This window comes from Actinomyces sp. zg328 (assembly GCF_009829635.1).
In the GTDB taxonomy this organism is placed as follows: Bacteria; Actinomycetota; Actinomycetes; order Actinomycetales; family Actinomycetaceae; genus Actinomyces; species Actinomyces marmotae.
On record NZ_VWPE01000001.1, the window covers coordinates 172,042 to 193,660 of the forward strand.

Annotated in this window: 16 protein-coding genes; 5 read left to right on the plus strand and 11 right to left on the minus strand. The window is 70.6% G+C overall.

Annotated features, from left to right (window positions below):
* The first annotated feature begins 17 nt into the window (after nt 1-17).
* On the plus strand, nt 18-968 hold the full coding sequence (locus tag GVV75_RS10200) for a hypothetical protein (RefSeq protein WP_235904892.1): 951 nt from the start codon (nt 18-20) through the stop codon (nt 966-968).
* Between the two features lie 84 nt (nt 969-1,052).
* Here GVV75_RS10200 and GVV75_RS00730 read toward each other — a convergent pair whose 3' ends face one another.
* The 11 genes from GVV75_RS00730 to GVV75_RS10205 form a co-directional block, all read right to left on the minus strand.
* Complete coding sequence (locus GVV75_RS00730) at nt 1,053-1,445, minus strand: aspartate 1-decarboxylase (protein WP_159625157.1); 393 nt, start codon at nt 1,443-1,445, stop codon at nt 1,053-1,055.
* A gap of 53 nt (nt 1,446-1,498) precedes the next feature.
* On the minus strand, nt 1,499-2,458 hold the full coding sequence (gene panC / locus GVV75_RS00735) for a pantoate--beta-alanine ligase (protein WP_159813031.1): 960 nt from the start codon (nt 2,456-2,458) through the stop codon (nt 1,499-1,501).
* A gap of 114 nt (nt 2,459-2,572) precedes the next feature.
* The gene (locus GVV75_RS00740; protein WP_236266015.1) at nt 2,573-3,541 is read right to left on the minus strand and encodes a Rossmann-like and DUF2520 domain-containing protein; all 969 of its coding nucleotides are present in this window, start codon (nt 3,539-3,541) and stop codon (nt 2,573-2,575) included.
* Between the two features lie 13 nt (nt 3,542-3,554).
* On the minus strand, nt 3,555-5,210 hold the full coding sequence (locus GVV75_RS00745; RefSeq protein WP_159813033.1) for a PH domain-containing protein: 1,656 nt from the start codon (nt 5,208-5,210) through the stop codon (nt 3,555-3,557).
* A 116-nt stretch (nt 5,211-5,326) separates the two neighbouring features.
* Nucleotides 5,327-5,896, minus strand: coding sequence for a PH domain-containing protein (locus GVV75_RS00750; protein WP_159624967.1), 570 nt, complete (start codon nt 5,894-5,896; stop codon nt 5,327-5,329).
* Between the two features lie 170 nt (nt 5,897-6,066).
* Nucleotides 6,067-6,573, minus strand: a complete 507-nt coding sequence (locus GVV75_RS00755; RefSeq protein ID WP_159717487.1) for a DUF3180 family protein — start codon at nt 6,571-6,573, stop codon at nt 6,067-6,069.
* On the minus strand, nt 6,573-8,759 hold the full coding sequence (gene folK, locus GVV75_RS00760; RefSeq protein ID WP_159717485.1) for a 2-amino-4-hydroxy-6-hydroxymethyldihydropteridine diphosphokinase: 2,187 nt from the start codon (nt 8,757-8,759) through the stop codon (nt 6,573-6,575). Before folK ends, GVV75_RS00755 begins: the two co-directional genes overlap by 1 nt.
* Nucleotides 8,756-9,625, minus strand: a complete 870-nt coding sequence (gene folP / locus GVV75_RS00765; protein WP_159522119.1) for a dihydropteroate synthase — start codon at nt 9,623-9,625, stop codon at nt 8,756-8,758. The genes folK and folP overlap by 4 nt, the downstream gene beginning before the upstream one ends.
* Before the next feature lie 366 nt (nt 9,626-9,991).
* Nucleotides 9,992-10,564 carry a GTP cyclohydrolase I FolE gene (folE, locus tag GVV75_RS00770; RefSeq protein WP_159522117.1) on the minus strand — a complete coding sequence of 191 codons (573 nt, stop codon included), beginning with the start codon at nt 10,562-10,564 and terminating at the stop codon, nt 9,992-9,994.
* On the minus strand, nt 10,561-12,681 hold the full coding sequence (gene ftsH / locus GVV75_RS00775; protein ID WP_159717483.1) for an ATP-dependent zinc metalloprotease FtsH: 2,121 nt from the start codon (nt 12,679-12,681) through the stop codon (nt 10,561-10,563). The genes folE and ftsH overlap by 4 nt, the downstream gene beginning before the upstream one ends.
* Nucleotides 12,682-12,817: 136 nt before the next feature.
* Nucleotides 12,818-15,427 carry a hypothetical protein gene (locus GVV75_RS10205; RefSeq protein WP_236266016.1) on the minus strand — a complete coding sequence of 870 codons (2,610 nt, stop codon included), beginning with the start codon at nt 15,425-15,427 and terminating at the stop codon, nt 12,818-12,820.
* Nucleotides 15,428-15,608: 181 nt separating this feature from the next.
* Between GVV75_RS10205 and GVV75_RS00785 the strand changes: the two genes are divergently transcribed.
* The 4 genes from GVV75_RS00785 to GVV75_RS00800 are packed head-to-tail and all read left to right on the plus strand — an operon-like array spanning nt 15,609 to nt 21,619.
* Complete coding sequence (locus tag GVV75_RS00785) at nt 15,609-17,378, plus strand: hypothetical protein (protein WP_159813035.1); 1,770 nt, start codon at nt 15,609-15,611, stop codon at nt 17,376-17,378.
* A complete protein-coding gene (locus GVV75_RS00790) occupies nt 17,375-19,357 on the plus strand; it encodes an RAMP superfamily CRISPR-associated protein (RefSeq protein ID WP_159813037.1) in 1,983 nt (660 codons plus the stop codon). Before GVV75_RS00785 ends, GVV75_RS00790 begins: the two co-directional genes overlap by 4 nt.
* Nucleotides 19,354-21,075 (plus strand): RAMP superfamily CRISPR-associated protein, encoded by a 1,722-nt coding sequence (locus GVV75_RS00795; RefSeq protein WP_159813039.1) that lies wholly within the window; start codon nt 19,354-19,356, stop codon nt 21,073-21,075. Before GVV75_RS00790 ends, GVV75_RS00795 begins: the two co-directional genes overlap by 4 nt.
* A complete protein-coding gene (locus GVV75_RS00800; protein ID WP_159813041.1) occupies nt 21,068-21,619 on the plus strand; it encodes a hypothetical protein in 552 nt (183 codons plus the stop codon). Before GVV75_RS00795 ends, GVV75_RS00800 begins: the two co-directional genes overlap by 8 nt.

A 21,619-nucleotide genomic window follows, 5' to 3' on the forward strand; every position in this document is an offset into this window, starting at 1 on the left:
CCGCGCATGATGGATGGATGCTCCACACCGATTCAGCCACCAACGACGACCTTCCAGCGCTGATCGCCGCGGTCGAGGACCATTGGGGAGCCGCGCACCTGGACGAGCTTCCCAAGACGCTGGCCGACAAGGATCTCGTGAGCGCCGCAGTGACCGCTGGAGCCCTGAGCCTCGTATCGAGGACGCTTCTGGTCGCGCCGGGCGCCGATCACCGTGTCGTGCGCGCGAGACGGTTCCGCGGTCGCCTCACATGCGCCAGCGCCGCCCAGATCCTGGGCTACCCCCTCGATCACCCACCAAGCCGCACCCATATCGCCATCCCCGCTAATCACGGGTTCCGCCCCAGCCGGAGCCGTACTCTCGATGACGTCGTCCTGCATAGGAAGTCAACGATCACGCCGATCACCGTTGAGGGAGCCCCGCTGGTGATCCCGAGCGAGGTGGTGGCCTGCGCGCTGCGATGCCTCGACGAGCTGGAGGCGATCACGGTCGCCGATGCCGCCCTGGGCAGGGGTGACACCACCGTTGAGGAACTGCGGAATCTACTGACCAGTCGTTATGACGCCACCGCCCGGAGGCGACTGGAGGAGGTTGAGCCGAGGACGCGCTCCCCTCTGGAGACTCCTGTCCGAATCTGGCTGCGACGCGCTGGTTTCGAGGTTGAGTGCTGCGTGCCCATCGAGGGCGTTGGCGAGGTGGACCACCTCATTGACGGCTGGCTGATCCTCGAGGAGGACGGCTTCGAGTTCCATCGCTCTCAGGAGCAGTTCCTGGCCGATCGCAGGCGGGTCAGCGCGGCGGGGGCGCTGGGGTACCCAACGCTGCGACTCACGTACGAGGATGTCCGGGCCGGGGAGGAGCACGTGGTGAGGATCGTCAGCGGCTTCATGATCGGGTTGGCACGCTCACCACGCATCTCTCTTCCCAAGAACGTTGAAATTCTGCGGAAACGAGGGATCCAAATCTGAAGGGCGCGAGCTCGGATGTGCATTCACGCCCTGTTTGCACATGGGAGACTCCGAGCGCCTGTCCAGCGGTGGCGGCCGATCACACTATTCCGCGAGATTGCAACGTTTCGCTGCTGGAGCGAAAGAAGTGTCCCGGGGCTGAGCGTGCAGAAGCGCGCCGCGGCTGGTAGCGCGGGCCTCCCCATCGCTCATCCGCCCGTAGGCGATGAGGATGACGGCATCGCCCGGGCTGACCAGGTGGGCGTCGGCGCCGTTGACGCGGATCTGGCCGCTGCCGCGCTCGCCGGGGATGACGTTGGTGAGCAGGCGATCGCCGTTGGCGCCATCGCGGATGCCCGCCCCCTCATCTGGCAGGGGATCGGCGGCCTCCAGGAGCGCGGCATCCACCGTGATCGAGCCGACGCGGTCGAGGTCGGCCGGGGGGCACGGCGCGCAGTGGATCCTGGGGGTCATCATCGTCCGGGCGCGGGTGGTCACCGCGAATCAGCCGGGATGGCCGCGGGGGCGGAGGGCGCGGGCATCAGTGCCCTTCAGCGCGTCAGGGGCACGCGGGCGTTGTCGATGAGGCGGGTGGAGCCCACTCGGGCCGCGAGCGCGAGCAGTCCCTGGCGCGGCTCGCCCTGCGCCTGCTCCTCCCCCGTCTCGGGGCCACCGGCCAGCCCGAGCCCGGCGCCCGCCAGGTCCACGAAGGTCTCCGGGTCCACGATGGCGACGTAGTCGACCTCGACGCCGGGGGCGGCCTCGAGGTGGGCCAGCGCGGCGGCACGGATGCGCGACGCGCCCGCCCCCGCGTCGGCCGCCGCCCGGCCGGCCTCCAGGGCAGCGGACAGGGCGAGGGCCTGCTGGCGCTGCTCGGGGCCGAGGTAGGCGTTGCGCGAGCTCATGGCCAGGCCATCGGGCTCGCGACGGATGTCCACTGGCACGATCTCCACGGGCACGGCGAGGTCGCGGACCATGGCGCTGACGATGGCAAGCTGCTGGGCGTCCTTGCGCCCGAACATCGCCCACCTGGGGGCTGTCAGATGCAGGAGGGCGAGCACCACCTGACACACGCCGCCGAAGTGCGTGGGCCGTGAGCGCCCCTCCAGGACCGTGGCGATGGGGCCGGGGTCGATGCGCACCCGCGGCTCACCGTCCGGGTACATGACCTCTGGGGTGGGCGCGAAGACGATGAGCCTGCCCACGCGCAGGACGCCGTCATCCCTCGTGAGCGCGCCAGTGAGCCCGGCGACGTCGGCGTCGAGGGTGCGCGGGTAGGCGTCGAGGTCCTCTTCGGGGGCGAACTGGAGGGGGTTGACGAAGATCGTGACGACGACAGTGCCGGACTCCCCCACGCGGCGCGCGGCCTCGATGACGAGGTCGAAGTGGCCCTGGTGGAGGGCGCCCATGGTCATCACCACGGCGCGCGGCGCGGCGTCGCCCGCGAGGGCGTCGGCGAGCTCCGCGCGGGTGCGGGCCAGGACGGGGGACGGTACGACGGAGCCAGTCATGGCGCTCACACTACTGCGGACGGGCGCCCGAGCCGATCCCGCCCGGGCGCGCTTGGCAGAGGCCGGGCCGCTGACGGGGTGCGTGAGCCGGGCGCGAGCGGGCGCCCTTCCTCGTCAGGCCCCTGGCTCGCCGGCCTCCAGCGCGCGTCTGATGGCACCGGCCTGCTCGGCGCCGAGCAGGCCGACGGCCTCCCTGCGATCCACGGTGGCGCGGGCCAGCGCTCGGTAGGTGGCGGTGACATCGTTGAGGCCGCGGCCCGAGGAGTCCTCCAGCGCTTCGAGGGCGGTGAGGTGGCGGGTGATCGTGCCCGCGTCCCCCCGGGCGATGGGACCGGTCAGAGAGGACTCCCCCTCGTGGAGGGCCCCGTCGAGCGCGGCGGTGAGCAGCGGGCGAAGAGTGGTGGCGCCATCGGGGACGCCGGAGGCCTCCAGGGCGCGCACGGCCTGGGTGACGAGGGTGACGAGGTGGTTGGCGCCGTGGGCGAGTGCGGCGTGGTAGGCGGGGCGCGCGGATTCCCCCAGGACGAAGGGCTCGCCGCCGAGCTCGACGGCGAGGGCCTGGGCGATCGGCAGGACGGCGGCGGGCGCGGTGACGGCCATGGGGCATCCGGTGAGGCGGGCGATGTCCGTGGACCAACCGCTGAAGGTCATCGCCGGGTGGATCGCCAGGGGGATCGCCCCGCACAGGCGCGCGGGCTCGAGAATGGCGATGCCGTGCGTGCCCGAGGTGTGGACGACGAGCTGTCCCGGCTGCCAACGGCGCAGTTCGGCCAGGCCCTGGACGAGGGGCCCCAGGGCGTCATCGGGGACGGCGAGGAGGACGAGTTCGGCGCGCTCGACGATGCTCTCGACCTCCAGGATGGGCACGCCGGGCAGGAGCATCTCGGCGCGCTCGCGCGAGGCCTGGGAGACGGCGTGGACGCCGATGACCTGATGCTCGACGGCGCGCAGGGCCGAGCCGAGAACCGCTCCCACGCGCCCGGCGCTGATGACCCCCACCCCGAGGCGCCCGGGGCGGGCCGCTCCCCCTCCTGGAGAAGGGCCGGGGGACTCGGGGATGCCGGGTTCGGATGCGTCGCTCATGGCCAGGATCGTCTCACGACCTGGAGGCGGTGACGCGGGCGAGCCAGCGGTCGAGGCGCTCATCGTGGCCCCGCCTGGCCACCCGCGCGGCGATATGCGCCGAGAGCTCGGTGACATGCTGGGCGTCGAGGTTCGACAGGATGACGGGCACATCGGAGTCGACCATGTCGAATCGGAGGGTCGCCAGGCCGCGGCGCCGCGCGAGGGGCCCCTGGAGGACGCGGAAGGACTGGATGCGCTCGTAGGGGATGACGCTCACGCGCCGCGCCCATCGGTTGAGGCGCAGGATGACGCAGGTGCCGGTCAGGGCGATGGCCTTGCGGCGCCAGGCGATCGGGTTGAAGAGCCGGGCGCGGCGGGGCGCGCCGATGAAGCCGCGCTCCGTCGAGCCGATGGGCGCGGCGGTGGGACCGGCGCCGTCACCGTCGATGCCGGTCAGCGCCGCGGCGAGGAGACCATCGGGGTCGGGGGTCCCCAGGTCGGGCGCCACCAGCCACAGTGCCCGCAGGGCGTGGTCGCGCGGGCCGACGGGCAGCAGCCGTGTGGAGACCTTCCTCGCGCTTTTCGAGGCGGAGGGGGTGACGGCGCGGCCGGCGACGGTCGCGTCCGCGCGCCACCAGTCCTTGCCCCGCCACAGCACTGATTGGACGAGCCCGACGGCGTGCACACGGCCCGGGGGCAGCGTCGTGGAGGTGGCGTCGGTGAGGCCGTAGCGCACGCGGATGCCCGCGGGCGTCGCCGCCGCGCGGAACCCCCAGCCATGGGTGAGGGTGTCCCATTGCAGGGAGATGAGCGCCATGGGAAGCGTGAGGACGCCCATGATGACGGGCAGGGCGGTCAGGACGTCCGCTTCCTGCCGGAGGATGAAGAACAGCGCGATAGCTGTCAGGATGCCGGACAGGAGCACGGACACCGCGATCCCCGAGCGCATGAGGGAGCCGATGAGGACGCGGGGCTCGACGGCGTAGAGGGGGTGCTCGGTCTCGCTGAGGGCGCCCTCGGGCATCCGGGGCGCGCCCACGACGTCGTCGAAACCCTTGATCTCGGGGATTGAGCCGGCTCCCGCGCCGATGCCCGCGCCCGCCGGGGGGCCGGGTTCCACCGCCGTGGAGGCGCCCGCGGCGAGGTCGAGGATCTCCCGTCGCAGGGCCTCGAGCTGGCGGGTGCGCAGGTAGCCGATGAGAACCTTGGAATCCGCGCCGCCCGCGACCTCGACGGAGAGCTGTCCCAGACCGACGATGCGCCCGAGCAGCGGGTGGGTGATGTCGATGCTCTGGATGCGCGGCAGCCGGGCGATCCGCAGCTGCTTGGCAAGGATCCCTGAGCGCAGGTAGACGGCGTCGGCGTCGACGGCGTAACTCATCGCCCGCCAGGACAGGAACGGGATCATGAGGATCGTGAGCACGATCAGGCCGAGGATGATCCCAGCGCCGATGAGCCAGGTCGTGGGGTCTCCGCCGGAGGCCTGCGCGGCCCAGTCGCGCACGGTCTGGCTGTACTGGCCGGGGTCGACCTCGCGCAACTGGTGGTAGAGCTCGATAGCGACCTTGATGTCGTCCAGCGCCTGCCAGGAGACGATGGCGAAGACGGCGGCGACGCCCCTCCACCCGCGGACCAGCGGGGTGATGGGGTGGACGTGGCGCCAGTTCAGGCCCTTGGGGAGGCTCATGGCGCGCTGGCGCGCGCGCTTCGGCGCGCCGCCTCTCGCGCTCCGGCCGCGAGCGGGGGCAGCGGTCCTGGCCGGGCTCGGACCGCGGGAGGCGCCACCCGCCTTGGCGGCCCCGTTCACAGGCCGGCCATCCTCTCCTCGCCGCGCTCGGCGAGGATCTGGCGCAGGTGCTCGGCCTCGGCCACGGGCAGTCCGTTGATGGTGGCATCGGTGGCGGCGCTCGCGGTGTGGAGCTTGACCTCGGCGATGCCCAGGCGGCGCGCGATGGGCCCCTGGGAGGTGTCGACGTACTGCATGCGGCCGTAGGGGATGACGGACATGCGGCGCCACATGATCCCCTTTCGCCACAGGAGGTGCTCCCCGGCCAGGGCGTAGCCCATGGCCCGCACCTGGCGGGGGATCATCCACAGCAGGAAGGCGAGGATGACGATCGCGGCGCCGGTTCCCGCCCAGAACCAGGGGCTCACGAGGACCGCGGGGATGGCGAGTCCCGCGGCCAGGAGGAGCAGGAGGGGGAGGACCGCCATGACGCGGGCGGTGGCCAGGGAGGGCGAGACCGGGGAGAAGGAGACGCCCCGGGGGGCGAAGGGCCCTCCGGCGCCGGAGGCGGCGTCGGCGAGGCGGGAGGTCCTGGGCGCGGCGGCCCGGCGCTGATTGGCAGGGCCTGGGATCGGTTGGGCGGTCATGCGGCTCCTCGTTCTCACAGGAGTATCCATCATGCCCGAGGCCCGGCAGTGGCTCTCTCCTCCCGCGGGAGGAAACACGGCGAGCCCGGTGGCGCCCACAGGGCCGGGGGCCGGTAGCGGGGGCCGACCGGTGGGATCCGGGCGTTGCCCGTCATCCTCTAGCGCGGTGTTCAGGCGGCGGCCCCGGGGGTGGCGGCTCCGCCCGATCGCGCGGGGCCGGTGGAGTGGTCATCGTCATCGTCGGATGAATCGATGGCGCACCAGTGCTCCACGAGGAGGCCGACGCCGCACCAGACCGCGCAGGCGGCCAGGCAGAGCCCACTAGTGAGGGCCAGGTCGCTTATCGCCGGTGAGGCTGGAGCGAGGAGCGCGCAGGCCAGCCCCCCTGCGTAGACGCCGCCGATGCAGGAGCCCGCCAGCGCGGAGGCCTGCGCGCCGGCGGCGGTCGCCGCGGCGCCGGTGGGGGTGATCCAGGTCGCCTGCCTGGCGCGCAGGCGCCTCACCGCGAGCCCTGCGACGAGGATGACCATGGCGATGACGAGGCCTGTCGCCGCGCCCCACGCGGTGAGGGCCGGGATCCAGCCGCGGCTGCGCAGGATGAGATCAAGGGCGACCAGGGAGAGGACGGTCGTCGTGGCGAAGCACGCGAGGACCGTCGTCCAGCGCGTGCGGCGCATCAACTCCCCTGCCTGCCTTGGCCCAGGACGTCCTCCCAGCCGGAGGAGGCCGACCAGGTGTGGTCATCCGAGCGCTGGGAGCCCTCGACCCCGCTCCCGCCCTGCGGCGTCCTGCCCGGTTGGCCGGGCCGTCCCGGCGCGGCCCCGCTGATCGGCTCGGCGATCTGCGGGGTCTGATCGACGAAGGGGCTGGGTGCGGGAGGGGCGGGCGGCACCGGCACGGAGGGGGCGCCGGGCATCCCGGGGCCGAGGGGCGCGGCGTCGGCGATCGAGGGGCCCTGGGCGAGGGCTTCCTTGACCATGGCGGCGGGGACGGTTTCGCTGAAGGGCTCCTCCTCGTCCCCCACCGGGGCGGCCGACGGCGCGGACAGGAGGTCGGGGACGCCCTGCGACCGCGGGGCCCGCTCGCCGGATCCGGCCCCCTGCGAGGAGCCCGCAGGGGTGTCGGCGGGCACGTACTGGCCGGTGGGGAGCTTGGGCAGGGCGTCGGAGTCGACCCAGTCCAGGGCGAGCCAGCGGATGCCGTCGCGGTCCGGGGCCTGCTCCGCCAGGGCGGCGACGCTCTGGCCGTCGATCTCGGCGAAGGCGTCCGCCTGGGACCAGGGCAGCAGCACGAAGGAGCGGCTGGCGGCGCGCGGGTGCGGGAGGGTGAGTTCGGGATCGTCCGAGCGAAGGTCGGAGTAGGTGATGACGTCAGCGTCGAGGGTGCGCGGTCCCTTCGGCTCCAGGCGCACGCGCCCGGCGTCGGCCTCCAGGCGCTGGCAGAGGGCCAGGATGTCCTTCGCGGGCAGGCTCGTGCGGGCGAGGACCACCGTGTTGAGGTAGTCGGGCTGCTCGGCGGCGCCGGGCTCGGTGACGGCGGCGGTGCGCGCCAGGGGGGCGATGGCCGTCACCTCGACGCCCTCGGCGCCCTGGAGGGTGCGGACGGCGCGTCGCAGGCTGGGGACGACCTCACCAAGATTGCCCCCCAAGGCGATGACGACGGGCACCGGGGTGGCGGGTGCCTCCGCGAGGGGGTCGACGACGGGCTCGGCGGGAAGCGGGACCGCATCCGCGACCGCGGCGTGGCCGGGCTCAACAGCGTGGTAGTGGGGCGCGGTGGAGGAGCCGGCTCCAATGGGGTAGTCGGCGCCCTCAGCGCCCGCGGCGTGGGCCGGGGAGTCGAGGCGATCGTCGTCGGGCCGGGCGTGCGCGTCCATGCCGAGCGGGGCGGGCGCGGCGTGAGGGGCCGCGTCGTCGATGAGGGTCATGGCCCCGGCATCGTGGGTGGTGGCGCCCTCGAAGCCCACCCCCTCGGTCCAGGTCTCGTGGGAGTCCTCGCCCAGAGCGCCTCCGACGGGCTCGGCGTGGTTGACCGGGGCGGCGGCCCAGGGCTGGTCCGCGGGGCCGGCCTGGAGGGGGACGGCCTGCCCCGACTCGCCCCGCGGGGCATCGGGCGCCTCGGCGTGACCGGCGGAGTCGGCCGACAGCCCGGGCGCGCTGAAGTCCTGGGCGAGTGGGGCCTCAGGCGCGCCGGGCCAGGAATCGCCGGCGGCGTCGAGCCGACCGGTGAAGGCGCCCGGGAAAGGGGGCGCGTCGTTGGCCGGCTCAGCCGCGTGCGCGCCGGCGGGCGCCGAGGAGACCGACGGCGCGGACGGCAGCGGGAGGCCCGTGGGCAGTGGGGGCGCCGAGGCGCTGGCGGCGGCCGCGTAGGGGGCCGCCGACGGCGCGCTCGCCACGACCGGGGCACTGGCCACCGCGGGCGCGCTCGCCACGACGGGCGCGCTCGTCGCCGAGGAGAGCACGGATGCCGCCGCCTCGGACAGGCGCGAGATGGAGACGGAGACGTCGTCGAAGGCGACTTCGAGGGGCGCGTTGGGCTTGTGGATCGTGACCTCCACGGCCATGACCCGGGGGAAGGCGAGGACCGTCTCACTGATCCGCTCGGCGAGGGTCTCCAGGAGGGCCACGGGCTCGCCCTCGATGAGTGCGACCACCGCATTGGCGACCGCGGAGTAGTCAACGGCGTCGTTGAGGGAGTCGGTCACCGCGGCGACGGCGGTGCCGCGCGGGCCGAGGTCGAGGGTGATGTCGGCGGTGAAGATCTGCCCCTCGGAGCGCTCGAAGGGGAGGACTCCGTGGTAACCGCGGGCGGACAGGCCGGTGAGGCGGATCCTGTCGGAGGAGGAGGTGGTGACGGTGCTCATCGGGGGTCCTTCCAGAGGGAGGCGGTGCGGATGGCATCCCGGTTGGCCGGGATCTCGTGGACTCTCACGGCCCAGGCCCCGGCTGCGGCGGCCAGGGCGGTGGTGGCGGCGGTGGCGGCGTCGCGCCCCGTGGGCTCGGCATCCGGCGGCGCGGCAGCGGCGAGGAAGCGCTTGCGGGAGGAGCCGATGAGGACGGGCAGGCCCAGATCCTCGCGCAGGCGGGCGGTGGCGGCCAGGAGTTCCCAGGACTGCGGGTGGGTCTTGGCGAAGCCCAGTCCGGGGTCGACGACGATCTGGGAGTCGCGCGCGCCCGCGGCGGTTAGGGAGTCGAGGCGCTGGCGCAACTCGGCCTCCACCCCGGCGACGACGCCGTCGGGGTAGTCGGTGAGCTCATTCATGGTCTCCGGCGTGCCGCGCATGTGCTGGCAGATGTACACGGCGCCGGAGGAGGCCACGAGGGGGTGCATGGCCGGATCGGCCAGGCCCCCGGAGACGTCGTTGATGATGAGGGCGCCGGCCTCAAGGGCGGCAGCGGCGGTGGAGGCGTGGGTGGTGTCCACGGAGATGACGGCCCCCTCGGCGGCGAGCGCGCTGATAACCGGCAGGACGCGCTCGGCCTCGTCGGCCGGGGTGATGGGGGCGGCGCCGGGGCGGGTGGATTCCCCGCCGATGTCGAGGATGTCCGCGCCCTGAGCCAGGAGCTCGCGCGCGTGGGCGATGGCGGCCTCGGGGGTGGACCAGCGGCCGCCGTCGGAGAAGGAGTCCGGGGTGACGTTGACGATCCCCATGAGGAGGCACCGGTCATCGGCGAGCGAGCCGGGCAGAGGCTCCGGCCTGAGTCGGGGGGCGTCCTGATGCGCAGTCACCGCCCCAGGCTAACGGGTCTGAGCCGAGATGGGCTGTTTCAGCGACCACTGTGAGCGCCGGCTCGCCCTGGAGGGCGCTCGCGGGTGGGTGGCGGGCGGGCGTCCATCAAGAGGCCGAGACGAGCCCGCCGAACCCCTCAATCGCAGTATTCCCAAGGATCTCACGCGCTTCTAACGCCGACGGCGCCCGATCATCCGCTGGGCGGAGGAGTTGAGCGCCCCATGAGCGTTATCGAATCGCAGCACGTCACCACGTCAGCGGGCCCCGTCGTCGAGGCCGAGGCGCGATGGGGGGATCAAGATCGGGGCCTCCAAGCACGATAAGTCCTCCTTCGGCCAAGCGATCCTCTCCAGGTTCCGCGCCGCTCAGTGCCTCCCGCCCTGGATGAGGCTCATCGCCTCGGCGCGGGTGGCGGCCTTGCGCAACTGGCCGCGCACCGCGGAGGTGACGGTGTTGGTCCCGGGCTTGCGCACGCCCCGCATCGACATGCACAGGTGCTCGGCCTCGACGACGACGAGCACCCCGGAGCACTCCAGGCGCTCCACGAGCGCGTCGGCGATCTGGGCGGTGAGCCTCTCCTGGACCTGGGGTCGGCGCGCGTAGCCCTCGACGAGCCGCGCCAGCTTGGACAGCCCCGTGACCCTCCCCCGCTCCCCGGGCAGGTAGGCGACATGGGCGACCCCGTGGAAGGGCAGGAGGTGGTGCTCGCACACGGAGTACATGGGGATGTCGCGCACGAGGATCATCTCGTGGTGACCGACCTCGAAGACCCGCTCCACGTGCTTACCCGGGTCCTCATCGAGCCCCGAGAAGAGCTCGGCGTAGGCGCGGGCCATCCTCTCGGGGGTCTCGCGCAGGCCCTCCCGGTTCGGATCCTCGCCGACGGCGATCAGCAGGTCGCGGACGGCACGGCGCACGCCCTCGGCGTCGTAGGTCATGCGCGGGGGCCCTCGGAGCCGAGCGTGGGATCGGCATGCGTCGCCGTGCCCGCCCCGGCGGCGAGGCGGCGCGGGAGGCGAGATCCGGCGAAGGAGCCGGCGACGCCCTCGGGCAGGACGAGGCTCTCATCGGCGGACCACAGGGGCCGCTCGGGCTGCTTGATGACGGGGTCGAAGATCTCCTCCAGGTCCTTCTCCAGGAGGGTCTCCTTCTCCAGGAGCTGGGTGGCCAAGTCCTCCAGGACATCGCGGTTGCGGGTGAGGATCTCCCAGGCCTCCCGGTGGGCGGCGTCGAGGAGGGCGCGGACCTCGGCGTCGACCTGGGCGGCGACCGCCTCGGAGAAGTCCCGGTTGGTGGCGGACAGGCCCAGGACGGTCTCGTTCTCGGTGGTGCCGAGCTTGACAGCCCCGACACTGCGGGTCATGCCGAAGTCGGTGACCATGCGGCGGGCAGTGCCAGTGGCCTTCTCGATGTCGTTGGAGGCGCCGGTGGTGGGATCGCGGAAGACGATCTCCTCCGCCGCGCGCCCGCCCATGGCGTACACGAGCTGGTCGAGGAGCTCGTTGCGGGTGGTGGAGTACTTGTCGTCCGCGGGCATGACCATCGTGTAGCCCAGGGCCTTGCCTCGCGGGAGGATCGTCACCTTGGTGACGGGGTCGGAGTAGGCGCCGGCGGCGGCGCACAGGGCGTGGCCGGCCTCGTGGTAGGCGGTGACAGCCTTCTCATGGTCGTTCATGACGCGAGTGCGCTTCTGGGGGCCGGCGATGACGCGGTCAATGGCCTCGTCCAGGGCACGGTTGTCGATGAGCTGCGCGTTGGAGCGGGCGGTGAGCAGGGCCGCCTCGTTGAGGACGTTGGCGAGGTCGGCGCCGGTGAAGCCGGGGGTGCGCTTGGCGACCTGGTCGAGGTCGACGTCGGCGGTCATCGGCTTGCCCTTGGCGTGGACCTTGAGGATGGCGGCGCGCCCGGCCATGTCGGGGGCCTCCACGGAGACCTGGCGGTCGAAGCGACCGGGGCGCAGGAGGGCGGGGTCGAGGACATCGGGCCGGTTGGTGGCGGCGATGAGAATGACGTTGGTGGCGGCGTCGAAGCCGTCCATCTCGACGAGGAGCTGGTTGAGGGTCTGCTCGCGCTCATCGTGGCCGCCGCCCATGCCGGAGCCGCGGTGGCGCCCGACCGCGTCGATCTCGTCGACGAAGATGATGGCGGGGGCGTTCTCCTTGGCCTGGTCGAAGAGATCGCGCACGCGGGAGGCGCCGACGCCGACGAACATCTCAACGAATTCCGAGCCGCTCATAGAGAAGAATGGCACTCCCGCCTCGCCGGCCACGGCCTTGGCCAGCAGGGTCTTGCCCGTCCCGGGAGGGCCGTAGAGGAGGACGCCCTTGGGGATCTTGGCGCCGACGGCCTTGAACTTCTCGGGCTCGGAGAGGAACTCGCGGATCTCCTCGAGCTCCTCAACGGCCTCGTCCTCACCGGCGACGTCGTCGAAAGTGACGTCGGGCATTTCCTTGGACCCGATCTTGGCCTTGGACTTACCGAAGCCGAGGGGGCCGGACGAGCCGCCGGAGACACGGCTCATGAGGAACCAGAGCAGGCCCAGGAAGAAGAGCATGGGCAGCGTGATCTGGATCAGGGAGCCCCACCAGGAACTGGTGGGGACCACCGAGTTGAAACCGCCGACGGGCGCGGCCTTCTGAACGAGCTCGTCGACCTGCTCAGCCTGGGCATCGGTGTAGGTGAACTGGACCTTGTCACCGACCTGCCGATCCTGCTGGCCGGGAAGCTTGGCCTTGGCGGTGTAGGGGGCGGCGAGGTCAAGCTCGACCCGGTTGGTGCCGTCGATGACGGTGATCGACTTGATGGTGGTGCCATCACGGAGGATGGCCAGGCCGTCGGAGGTGTCGATGGCGCGGTAGCCGCTGAGCGAGGAGAAGAGGGCCCAAAGGAGAACGGCGACGAGCACGATGGGGGCGGCCCACATGAAGGGGCTGCCAAGGGCGCCCTTGCGCTTGCGGTTCTTCTTGTCGCCGCGACCGGAGGGGTCGCGGCGGTCGCTGTTGCCGCCCCGCCCCCCGGAGGGAGTGAACTTGGGGCTTTGGCCAGGCTTCTTCATGGGCGGTGCGTCCCTTCAACGTACCCGGAGCGTCATTCTGGTCCGACGCTATCCCATGAGGCTGCGGATCACCTCACCCGCTTCCCTTCCGTTCGCGCCGGGCGTGGGTGGGAATGGCTCTGTAGCCGCCCGGCTCTCAGGCCCGGCGGCGCGCGCAGGCGAGGCGGCGCGCGGCGACCACCTGCCCGTCGGCGTCGCGCACGAGGTCGTCGGGCCACACGAGGTCCGTGCGGTCGGGGTAGTGCTCGGCGACGACGCGGCTGGTGACGTAGAGGACACCGGGGCGCGCATCGGGCAGGGGCGGGTCGATTCCCTGCCAGGTGGCGCCAACGACGAGCGGGAGGGCGACGGCGGCATCCGGGTCGTCGGGGCGGGCCGGGTCGACGACGGTGAGGGCCTGCCGGCTCGGCTCTGACAGCAAAAGGCGGGGCACCGTGCCCGAGGCCGGGAAGCGCACCGGAGTCGTGCCGTCACCCGGGTCGACGACAACGTCGTGCGGGGTGAGGTTGATGAGGGTCACCGGTTCACTCATGCCAACTTCCTCCCAGTGTCCTTGCTGAAGCCCGGTAATGGCACCGCTCAGGACATCAATGTCGCGTAGCCACGAGGAGGCGGGAGCCTCGGGCAGAGATTCGTTGATCTGTTCGCGAAGCTTTGCCGCTGCGGCCCCGAGCAGGTCGTCGAAGTCGCAGGGCTCCGCGTACTGCTTGAGGGTCCGGCAAGTCGCGTCCTCGAGGCTTCCGGCGCCTTTCGGGTGGTTGATGGTGAGTTTGTTGCGCACGCGATAGAGGAGGCGGAGCAGTCGCGGGAGTTGCTCAGCCTTGGGGTTGGCGGCGAGTTCGGCTTCACCCTCATCGAAGTTCTTACTCGCCACCGCCAGGACGGTGCCATTGCGACTGCCGGACTGCATCCCCTCGAAGATCAGCTCACCGATGATGGTGGCGATCCTCGCCTGCGCTTCTGACGGCGTCTTGCCGATGTGCTCGTGCGCCCAGTTAAGGACATCGGAGATGACTGGCGCACGATCGGGGATATCTCCCTTGTCGGCGTTCACCGCTGCGATGAGATCGCGGGCGAGGCGACGCGCAAGGCCGGCGCGCTGACGCATCGGCGGGTCCCCGAGGTCGAGGAGCCGGGCGGCCGTGTGCAGGTCGAGCCTGTCGACACAGTGTTGCGCGGCCTGAAGTAGCACGCTCCTGACATTCTGGGCGAGCCCGATCTGGTGGAGGACCGGGACGGGTCCCTCGGACTCTGTCTTGGTGGAGATGAGGAAGACGGGGACTCCGTGGCGCGCGCCGTACTCCTGGGCGGCGGTGAGGAGGGAAACGGCAGCTGGCTTCTCCCCCGTGGTGGTGACGACGACGGCGGCGGGCGTCTCATCACCCCGCTGCTGGTCGAGCCAGCTGACAGCGCTGTCCCGCAGGGCTTTCATCACCTGCGAGACCTCCTCGGCGGGGCGAGCCTGGCCATCTCGGGCGGAGAGCGCCTCCCCGTAGCAGCGGGTCTTCGACAGGCTGGTCATGAACTTGCCGTGGCCGTCCGTGATGCTGGCCGCGTCCTGGAGCACCTGCCGGCCGGTTGGCTCGGTGTCGTAGGAGCCCACGATGAACGCCGTCGCCTCGAAGGTGCCGTCCCTGAGGAGGGCCGTGTCCTGGACGCTCTGGGGGATCCCTGCGGTAAGGAGGACGCGGAGGATGCTGGGACGGCCGTGCGGCGCGGATTCCGTGTACCGGTAGACGGGCGAGCCCTCGGCAGCGAGATAGGCGATCCTGCGGGAGGACCAGCGCAGCCAGGTTGGGCGCTTGTACTCGGACAGCTTCGTCTCCACGAGTTGCCGGTACTGCTCTCCGCCGACGGTGAGGTCATGGGTGCCTTGTTGCCCAGCGTCCACAAGATCAGGGTCCGTCACCCCTGCCTTGGCTGCCCAGGCCCGGATCGCCATCGCGGCTCCGAGGTCTCCTCGTGCAGCGTCGCAGTGCACGAGAAGGGTGAGGTCGGGCAGGGAGGTCTCCTCCCCGTCCGTGAGCTCTCCGGATGCCCGCCGGATCGCCGCCTGGGCATCCTTGACGGTCTTGTTGCTGATGGCGTTCGGGTCCTGGGTGATGTCCGGAACGAGGCCGGGCAGACCGAGTCCCATCATCCAGCCTCGGGCCGCGTCGGCGTGGTTGCTCCAGTCGATGGGAACCGCGTCGTGGCCGGATCCGGGAAGGAGAGGGGTCCACTGGTCGGGGTGGGTTGCGGCGGCGGCGCCAGCCACGCTCATAAGGACCGAGTTCGAGCCGCCTGCCAGCGCCAGGGCAACGTGCCCCTCGTGCCCGCCGATGGCGTATTCGAGTTTCTCATGGTCGCATGCGCTGGGGTTGAGTCCGTTCTCAAGGACGAGCGCGTCGAGAACGTGCAGTTCGCGCCCCTTCAACAAGGCAAGGCCACCGGATTCGCACGACCTCGCCAACGCCTGGCAGACCGCCAGCGCCAAATCCTCCGTGGAGCCCCTGCCCCCTGCGGCACCGATGACGAGCACCTTGAGCGGCTCACCCTTAGCCTCCTGGATCCCGGCGGCGGCCACCAACTCCTTGCGCAGCGGGCTGAGAGCCCCGTCGGTGAACCAGTCGCCGCCGTCGGTCAGGCCGAGCAGCCTGGCGGCCCCATGACCGTCAGCGGCCCGCAACAGGCTCAGACGCTCAGAGCCGTCTTGTCTCGGCTGAAGCCCGAGGTCGGCGTTGCCCACCACGTGTACGAGCAGCATCACTCATCTCCCACATCCGCGCTCGCGGGCTCCCTGACGCCACGCAGCCGCGCGGCAGAACTCTCTCACACACGCGGCCCGCAGGCGCCCCCAGAGGTGGTTTCGGCGCTCTCCTCACACACCCGCCAGCAACGTGACATACTGCACACACCTATCCCACCCCTCCCTACAGAGGAGCACCATGCACCTGGTCATGCTCGAGACGAACGGCAACCAGCGTTACATCTTCTCCTCACCGCGCCTGCGGGAGAGTATCGGAGCCTCCTACCAGCTGACGCGGTTGAGGGAGTGGACGGAGGATGCCCTTCGTGACACCGGTGTCTCAGCCGACTGGCGGTGTGTGCACCCCCCTGCCCAGGACAGGGACACGGAAACGGACACGCAGTGGGTCTCCCGCTCCTCCGGAAAGGTCATCCTCCGGGTCGACACGCAGCCACAGGCCAGGCACATCATCGGGCACGTCACCCGCCAGGCCCTTGCCCAGGCGCCAGGCATGGACGTCTCCGGGGTCATGGTGAAGATGGTTGGTGACCACCTCACCGCCACAGACCTCAAGGCCGTGCACGCCCGGGCCGCCGAGTACGCCCTCTCCCGCCCACCCGCGCTCGCCCGTTTCTCCCAAATACCCTTCCTCGCCCGCGCCAAGGACTCCGTTCTACCGGCGGCACCTCCTCTGGGCGTCAAAGGCGAGGCACAGACGGACCAAGAAGAGGCTCTGTCCCTCCCCGCTCGGGTCAAACGGCACCTGGCGCTGACGTCCAAGGAGAACCTGCTCGACCGGGTACGGGAAGGTGGCCTGCCCGATGACCAGCTCGCCCGGGACGTTCCGAAGCTGGAGAGCCTGCTCCAGCCGCAGGCGTCCGAGGACTCCTCCGCCCTGTCCAAGATCGCCGTCATTCATATCGACGGCAACGGCGTCGGCGCCATCATGAGCCATCTCGATAAGGCGATGGAGCGGGTGCCGCCCGGTGACTTCACGGACGTCGTCGGCTGCGAGCGGAACGATCCCGACGCCCTGCGGTGCTTCCTCCTGACGGTCAACGAACACCTGGACACGGCCGTCGGACAAGCCTTCGTCGACGCGTGTCAGGACGTCGCCACCTGGGCGCAAGCCGACGCCGAGGCAGCTGGACGGGAGAACACCGCTGTGCCTGTCGTCCCCGTCATCCTGGGTGGCGACGACGTCACCGTCATCACCAGCGGCGACTACGCCCTGCCCTTCGCCGCCGCCTACCTCAGGCATTACGAGCGCCGCACCGGCGAGGACAGGCTGCTGCGTCACCTCAGTACCCTCGACGACGTCGGGCCCCACGACGCCCCGATGACCGCAGCCGCCGGCGTCGCCATCACCGGCCGCAACTACCCCTTCCACATCGCCTACGACCTGGCCGAGCGACTGGTCGCCATGGCCAAGACAGTCGGCAAGGCATCTGCTCCCACGCGCTCAACGCTGAGCTACCACGTCCTGTTCGACTCCACGGTGCTCGACGCCGAGCAGCTCCTGCGCTCCTACGAGTCCTTCACCACCCGCCCCTTCCTGCTGCGTGACGACGCTCAAGACCGCGAGGGCCAGACATCATGGCCCACGATCTGCCAGCGGCTAGGTGCGTTCCGGGAGCACGTCTCAACGGAGGCGGAATCGGGCGCGGGATACTTCCCCAGGACGCGGGCCACGCGCATTCGCCGGATCCTGTCCGACGCCGCACAGGCGAAGCAGGCGGGTGACAACGCCCGCGCCGAGGGCCTTCGCAAGAGGGCCCAGAACGAGTGGGAGGACGCAAAGACGGTCCTCGGCTCTGACCTCACCAAGGCTATCGGTGACATCCGCTCACTCTTCGACCTCCTCGAGCTCGCCGACCTCCTCCCCGACTCCTACCTCTCCTACCTCAGCAACCCCATGCCCGACGTGGAGCCCTCCACCGTCACACGTCCCGCGGAGGACCACGCATGAGCAACCAGGCAGCCCCTGAGATTCCCGTGACCATCACCTTCCACTCCGACTGGGGAGTGTCCACCGGGGCAGGTATTGCGGGCGGTGTGAACGCCGTCGTCGAGAAGGACGAGCGAGGTCGGCCGGTAGTACGGGGCACCGTCATCACCGGTGCCGTGCGAGAGCAGGCCTTCGTCGTCGCCGAGGCTCTCGACGGCGCTGCGACCGGGGCCTGGCAGTCCTTCATCGAGGCGCTCTTTGGTAAGGCTGAGCGTTCCCGCCTCGTCTCCTTCAGCGATGTGCGGCTACCCGACAGCGGTTCCTCGGACACAACGGACACAACAATCCATGAGGTCGTCTCTTTGTCCGTCGATCAGGACACGGGGACAGCGAAGAAGGACCACCTGCGCTTCTTCGAGCGCGCCAGGGCCTGCACGCTTCACGGCACTGCCACCCTGGTGGACACTGACACCTTCGGGCATTCGGTGCCATGGACCGACGACCAGCGCCAGGCCGCTGAGTTCGTCCTGGCTCTGTCCGGTCTGCTCGTGCGAGCCATAGGTTCGCACCGCTCCGACGGCGACGGGCTGTGCGACGTCCGCATCGGTCCGGCGGCCGCCGTCGAGGGCCGTAAGGCGGCGGAATCCTGGTGCGGCAAGCAGCTGCAGAACTCGGCTGATGCCCCACCCGAGCCCCCGGCCCCAGACGTATCCGCGGCCGAGGCTCCCGTCATCTGCGCCGAGGCCCGGCTGAGCCCCCACGGGGCGAACGGCGGGGTTCTGTACCAGGCGAGCCTTGACCTCGTGCTGCGCTCCCCGGTCATCTCCTATGAGGTGCCCTTCTCCAGCGAACTGAGGTCCTTGGACTTCGTTCGCGGAACGGCTCTGCTGCCGCTCGTCCACCGCCGACTGCGCAAGGCCTTCGGCTCCCAGGAGCTCGTACGTGACGCCGTCGTCAACGGCGACCTCCTGGTCTCCGACGCCACCGTCGTCGTCGACGGGGTTCAGGGCCTGCCGGTGCCACTGGTGCTCTCCAGTCCCAAGGTGGCCACGGCAGCGTCTGCCACTGTTGAGGAGCGTGATACCGACGACGCCGCCGCACCTCGCCCCCGCACCGCCGTGCTCAACAGGTTGCGCTCCGGAGAGCCGGCCGAGCCCCACAAGCCTCTGCGCAGTGGCTACGTGTTCCCGGGCCTCGTACCCGCGGGGTCGGGCCACACCGGTGGCCTAGCGGGAGCGATCGGCGCGCCGGCACTTCTCGGTCGCCAGTCCAGTGCCCACAACCCCCTCACCGGTGCGGCCGCCTCCGGACAACTGTTCCTCACCCGCGCCCTGCCCGCCGGACTGCGCCTGCGCGCCACCGTCACCTTGAGCGAGCGCCTGCACCAGGTGATACAGGGGCGGATCACCGAGGTCTTCCCCACCAAGGGGTTGATGGAACGGGTGGGCTCCAGGCGGCTGAGCGGCACCTACGGCCGTGTCCACTGCACGCTGGGAAGCCTTGAGCCGGCGGCAACGGCGACCGCGCCGGAGTGGGAGACGGACGGCACCACGACCCTGTGGTTCACCTCGGACGTCATCACCCGCTCGCAATGGCTCGGCCCGGGCGGCCGCGTGGAGGACCTGCTCAGGGCCTTCAAGGACGCCGGCGCCCACGTGGCTCTCGTTGACCCAAAGGGCGAGAACTTCTCCGCGGGGATCCGTCACAGGCGCGTCGACTCCTGGGCGGGGGCGGACCGTCAGCCGCGCGCCACCCGCGCGACCATCTGCGCTGGCAGTGTGCTGCGGGTGCGTCCTGCCGACGGGGCTGATGCAGCTGCTGTGATGGCAGTACTTGCGCGCCTGTCCGCCCTCGGCGTCGGCGAGCTCACCGCCCAGGGTTTCGGGCGCTTCGTCGTCGCCCACCCACTGTTGGCGAAGGAGAGCCTTGCCCTGGCCCCATTGGACCAAGCCGACATGATCGGGCCCGGTCCGCGATCGACGCGCCAGGAGGAGCGATGAGCATCACCCGTTACGAGATGACCATCCACCTGGTCACCGAATCTCCCCTGCACTCGGGCGGTATCGACGAGGTTGTCGACCGCTCGCGCCCGGACAGTGAGCGTGTTGCCGTCCCGCGGCGCTTCGCCCGCGACGGCAAGGGCCACCCCGTCCTCACCGGGCGTTCTGTCAAAGGCGCGGTGCGGGCCGCCTGCGAGGAGTACCTCCACAGTGACGCCGGTGCCGCTGTGAGGAAGCAACTCGGCAGCGACTGGGAAGGCCTGTGGGGCACGACATCGAGCGGGAAGCCCCGGGCGGCCACGCTCACTTTCCACGCCGTCGACCTGGCTGAGGCAGCGCAGCGCAAGGACGGGTCCGCCTGGAAGTCCGGAACCGCTGACGCGCCAGAGACTCATCCCGTGGCGCAGAGCATTGCGCTGGCGACCCGCACCGGGATCGCCGTGAACCGCTACTGGGGGGCCGCAGGTGACACGGCACTGTTCGAGCACGAGTACATTCCCGCCGGATGCCCCCTGACCTTGACCATCACCGCCCAGGCCGGCAGGACGTCGACAAGTGACAAAGGGACGCAGCCGGAGGCGGATGGTCCTGAGCCGGCAACGGAGAGCCAGGTTGAGCAGCTCTTCGCCCTCATCATCGGTCTCCTGGAATCGGGACGGGTCGCTTTCGGTGGGCGCCGCAACGCCGGGTGGGGACGGGTCCGGCTGGACGCGGATGAGCCCACGTGGACCCTCACGCGATCAAGGTTGGGGACGCGCGAGGACCTGCTGACGTGGCTGGGCGGCGGCGAGAACGTGACCAGCGCGATTGATCCGGTTGACTGCACGGAGTCGGAGCGCATACGCATCACGATCAGTTGGGACAGCCCGACCGGGATCCTCGTGGCCGAGCCTCGCCCTGAGAAGAAGGCGGAGGACGACACGCCCGCCCACAAGGGCGCCAAGGGCCAGGCTGACGACCAGCAGGAGATGATCTACACCGAACCCTTGCGCAGCGGCCCTCATTCCACCGCACCGTTCGTGCTGCCGGGGTCATCCGTGCGCGGAGCTCTGCGTTCCCGTGCGTCCCGGATCGCCCGGACCGTGCTGGCCGCACAGCAGTCCACCCCCATCGACGACTGGGCGGAGCGAGGGGTCCATGACCAGCTCGCGGCTGATCCAACTCTGGTCAGAGACTTGTTCGGCTCAACGGACAGGCGCGGCGCGCTGAGAGTGCTGGACACTCTGGCCAGCGGCCAGACGACGCTGCGCAAGGTGGTCCACAACGCCGGCGACCGCTGGACCGGCGGGGTCGCCGAGGGCCTCTTGTACGGTGAGAAGGTCCCCGATACGAGATGGAAGGATCTTGTCCTTGAGCTTGATCCCAGGTCACTGCCCGGCCCGGTTGACCGCCGCCGAGCGGCCTGGTGCCTGCTGGGCCTCACGCTCGCCGAGCTCGCCACCGGCGCTCTTCCTCTGGGCAGCCGCGGGACCCGAGGCCTCGGGCAGATACACGTGACGCGCGTGCGCGTTGATGGCGGAGCCGACATCGTCGGGGAACCCTGGGACTTCATAGACCCGGGCGGCGACGCGGCAGATCGGGACGGCGCCGAGGTCGTCTCGATCGCCAGCCAGGTGCTCAAGCGACTTCGAGCGCTGATGATCGAGCCGAACCCGGACGCCAACTGGACCGGTTGGAGCTCATACCTGTGCGAGACGAAGGAGTCCTGCCGTGACTAAGGCAAGCAATCTGAACCTGCCGCCGCTGCAGTCCGGCAGGTGGAGCCACGACTGCTTACCCGCCGGCGGACTCGAGGATGTTCTGAAGCGCGCGGATAAGTGCTCAGATTCTGAGGGCCGGAAATGGCAGGGGATAGCGTATACGACTGCCGGAGCACGAGCGGTGCGCGCCGCGTCGAGTAAAGGGCTTAGCGCCACCGACGGGACACCGGTAGTGCTGGAGAGCGTCTACGAGTTGCGGCTGTGGGCTCTCGTCAAGGATGGTGACGCTGGTGTCCTTGCCCACGAGCTGCGGTGGCTCAATGGTTGGGGAACGGCGGAGATCGTCCTCCGCTGCGCGGGAGATCCTCCCACCGACACTACTGTTGCGGCGCCTCAGCCTGAACGGGACACCTGTTGGTACCGCCCCAACTCATATCTCCAGCACGGTGCGAAAGCGCCGTTCGGCGCCTCCGACAAGATGACAAGCGTGGAGATCTTCACCGAGAACGATTACGGCAACGTCGTCTTCGTCGACGAACTCATGACGGGAAAGTGGGCGTGA

Excerpts from the sequence above, each read along its gene's own strand:
- GVV75_RS00750 (WP_159624967.1), bottom strand. The coding sequence starts at position 5,896 with ATGACCGCCCAACCGATCCCAGGCCCTGCCAATCAGCGCCGGGCCGCC.
- GVV75_RS00795 (WP_159813039.1), top strand. The coding sequence starts at position 19,354 with ATGAGCATCACCCGTTACGAGATGACCATCCACCTGGTCACCGAATCT.
- GVV75_RS10205 (WP_236266016.1), bottom strand. The coding sequence starts at position 15,427 with ATGCTGCTCGTACACGTGGTGGGCAACGCCGACCTCGGGCTTCAGCCG.
- GVV75_RS00790 (WP_159813037.1), top strand. The coding sequence starts at position 17,375 with ATGAGCAACCAGGCAGCCCCTGAGATTCCCGTGACCATCACCTTCCAC.
- GVV75_RS00740 (WP_236266015.1), bottom strand. The coding sequence starts at position 3,541 with ATGAGCGACGCATCCGAACCCGGCATCCCCGAGTCCCCCGGCCCTTCT.
- GVV75_RS00785 (WP_159813035.1), top strand. The coding sequence starts at position 15,609 with ATGCACCTGGTCATGCTCGAGACGAACGGCAACCAGCGTTACATCTTC.
- ftsH (WP_159717483.1), bottom strand. The coding sequence starts at position 12,681 with ATGAAGAAGCCTGGCCAAAGCCCCAAGTTCACTCCCTCCGGGGGGCGG.
- GVV75_RS00755 (WP_159717487.1), bottom strand. The coding sequence starts at position 6,573 with ATGCGCCGCACGCGCTGGACGACGGTCCTCGCGTGCTTCGCCACGACG.
- GVV75_RS10200 (WP_235904892.1), top strand. The coding sequence starts at position 18 with ATGCTCCACACCGATTCAGCCACCAACGACGACCTTCCAGCGCTGATC.
- folK (WP_159717485.1), bottom strand. The coding sequence starts at position 8,759 with ATGAGCACCGTCACCACCTCCTCCTCCGACAGGATCCGCCTCACCGGC.
- panC (WP_159813031.1), bottom strand. The coding sequence starts at position 2,458 with ATGACTGGCTCCGTCGTACCGTCCCCCGTCCTGGCCCGCACCCGCGCG.
- folE (WP_159522117.1), bottom strand. The coding sequence starts at position 10,564 with ATGACCTACGACGCCGAGGGCGTGCGCCGTGCCGTCCGCGACCTGCTG.
- GVV75_RS00745 (WP_159813033.1), bottom strand. The coding sequence starts at position 5,210 with ATGAGCCTCCCCAAGGGCCTGAACTGGCGCCACGTCCACCCCATCACC.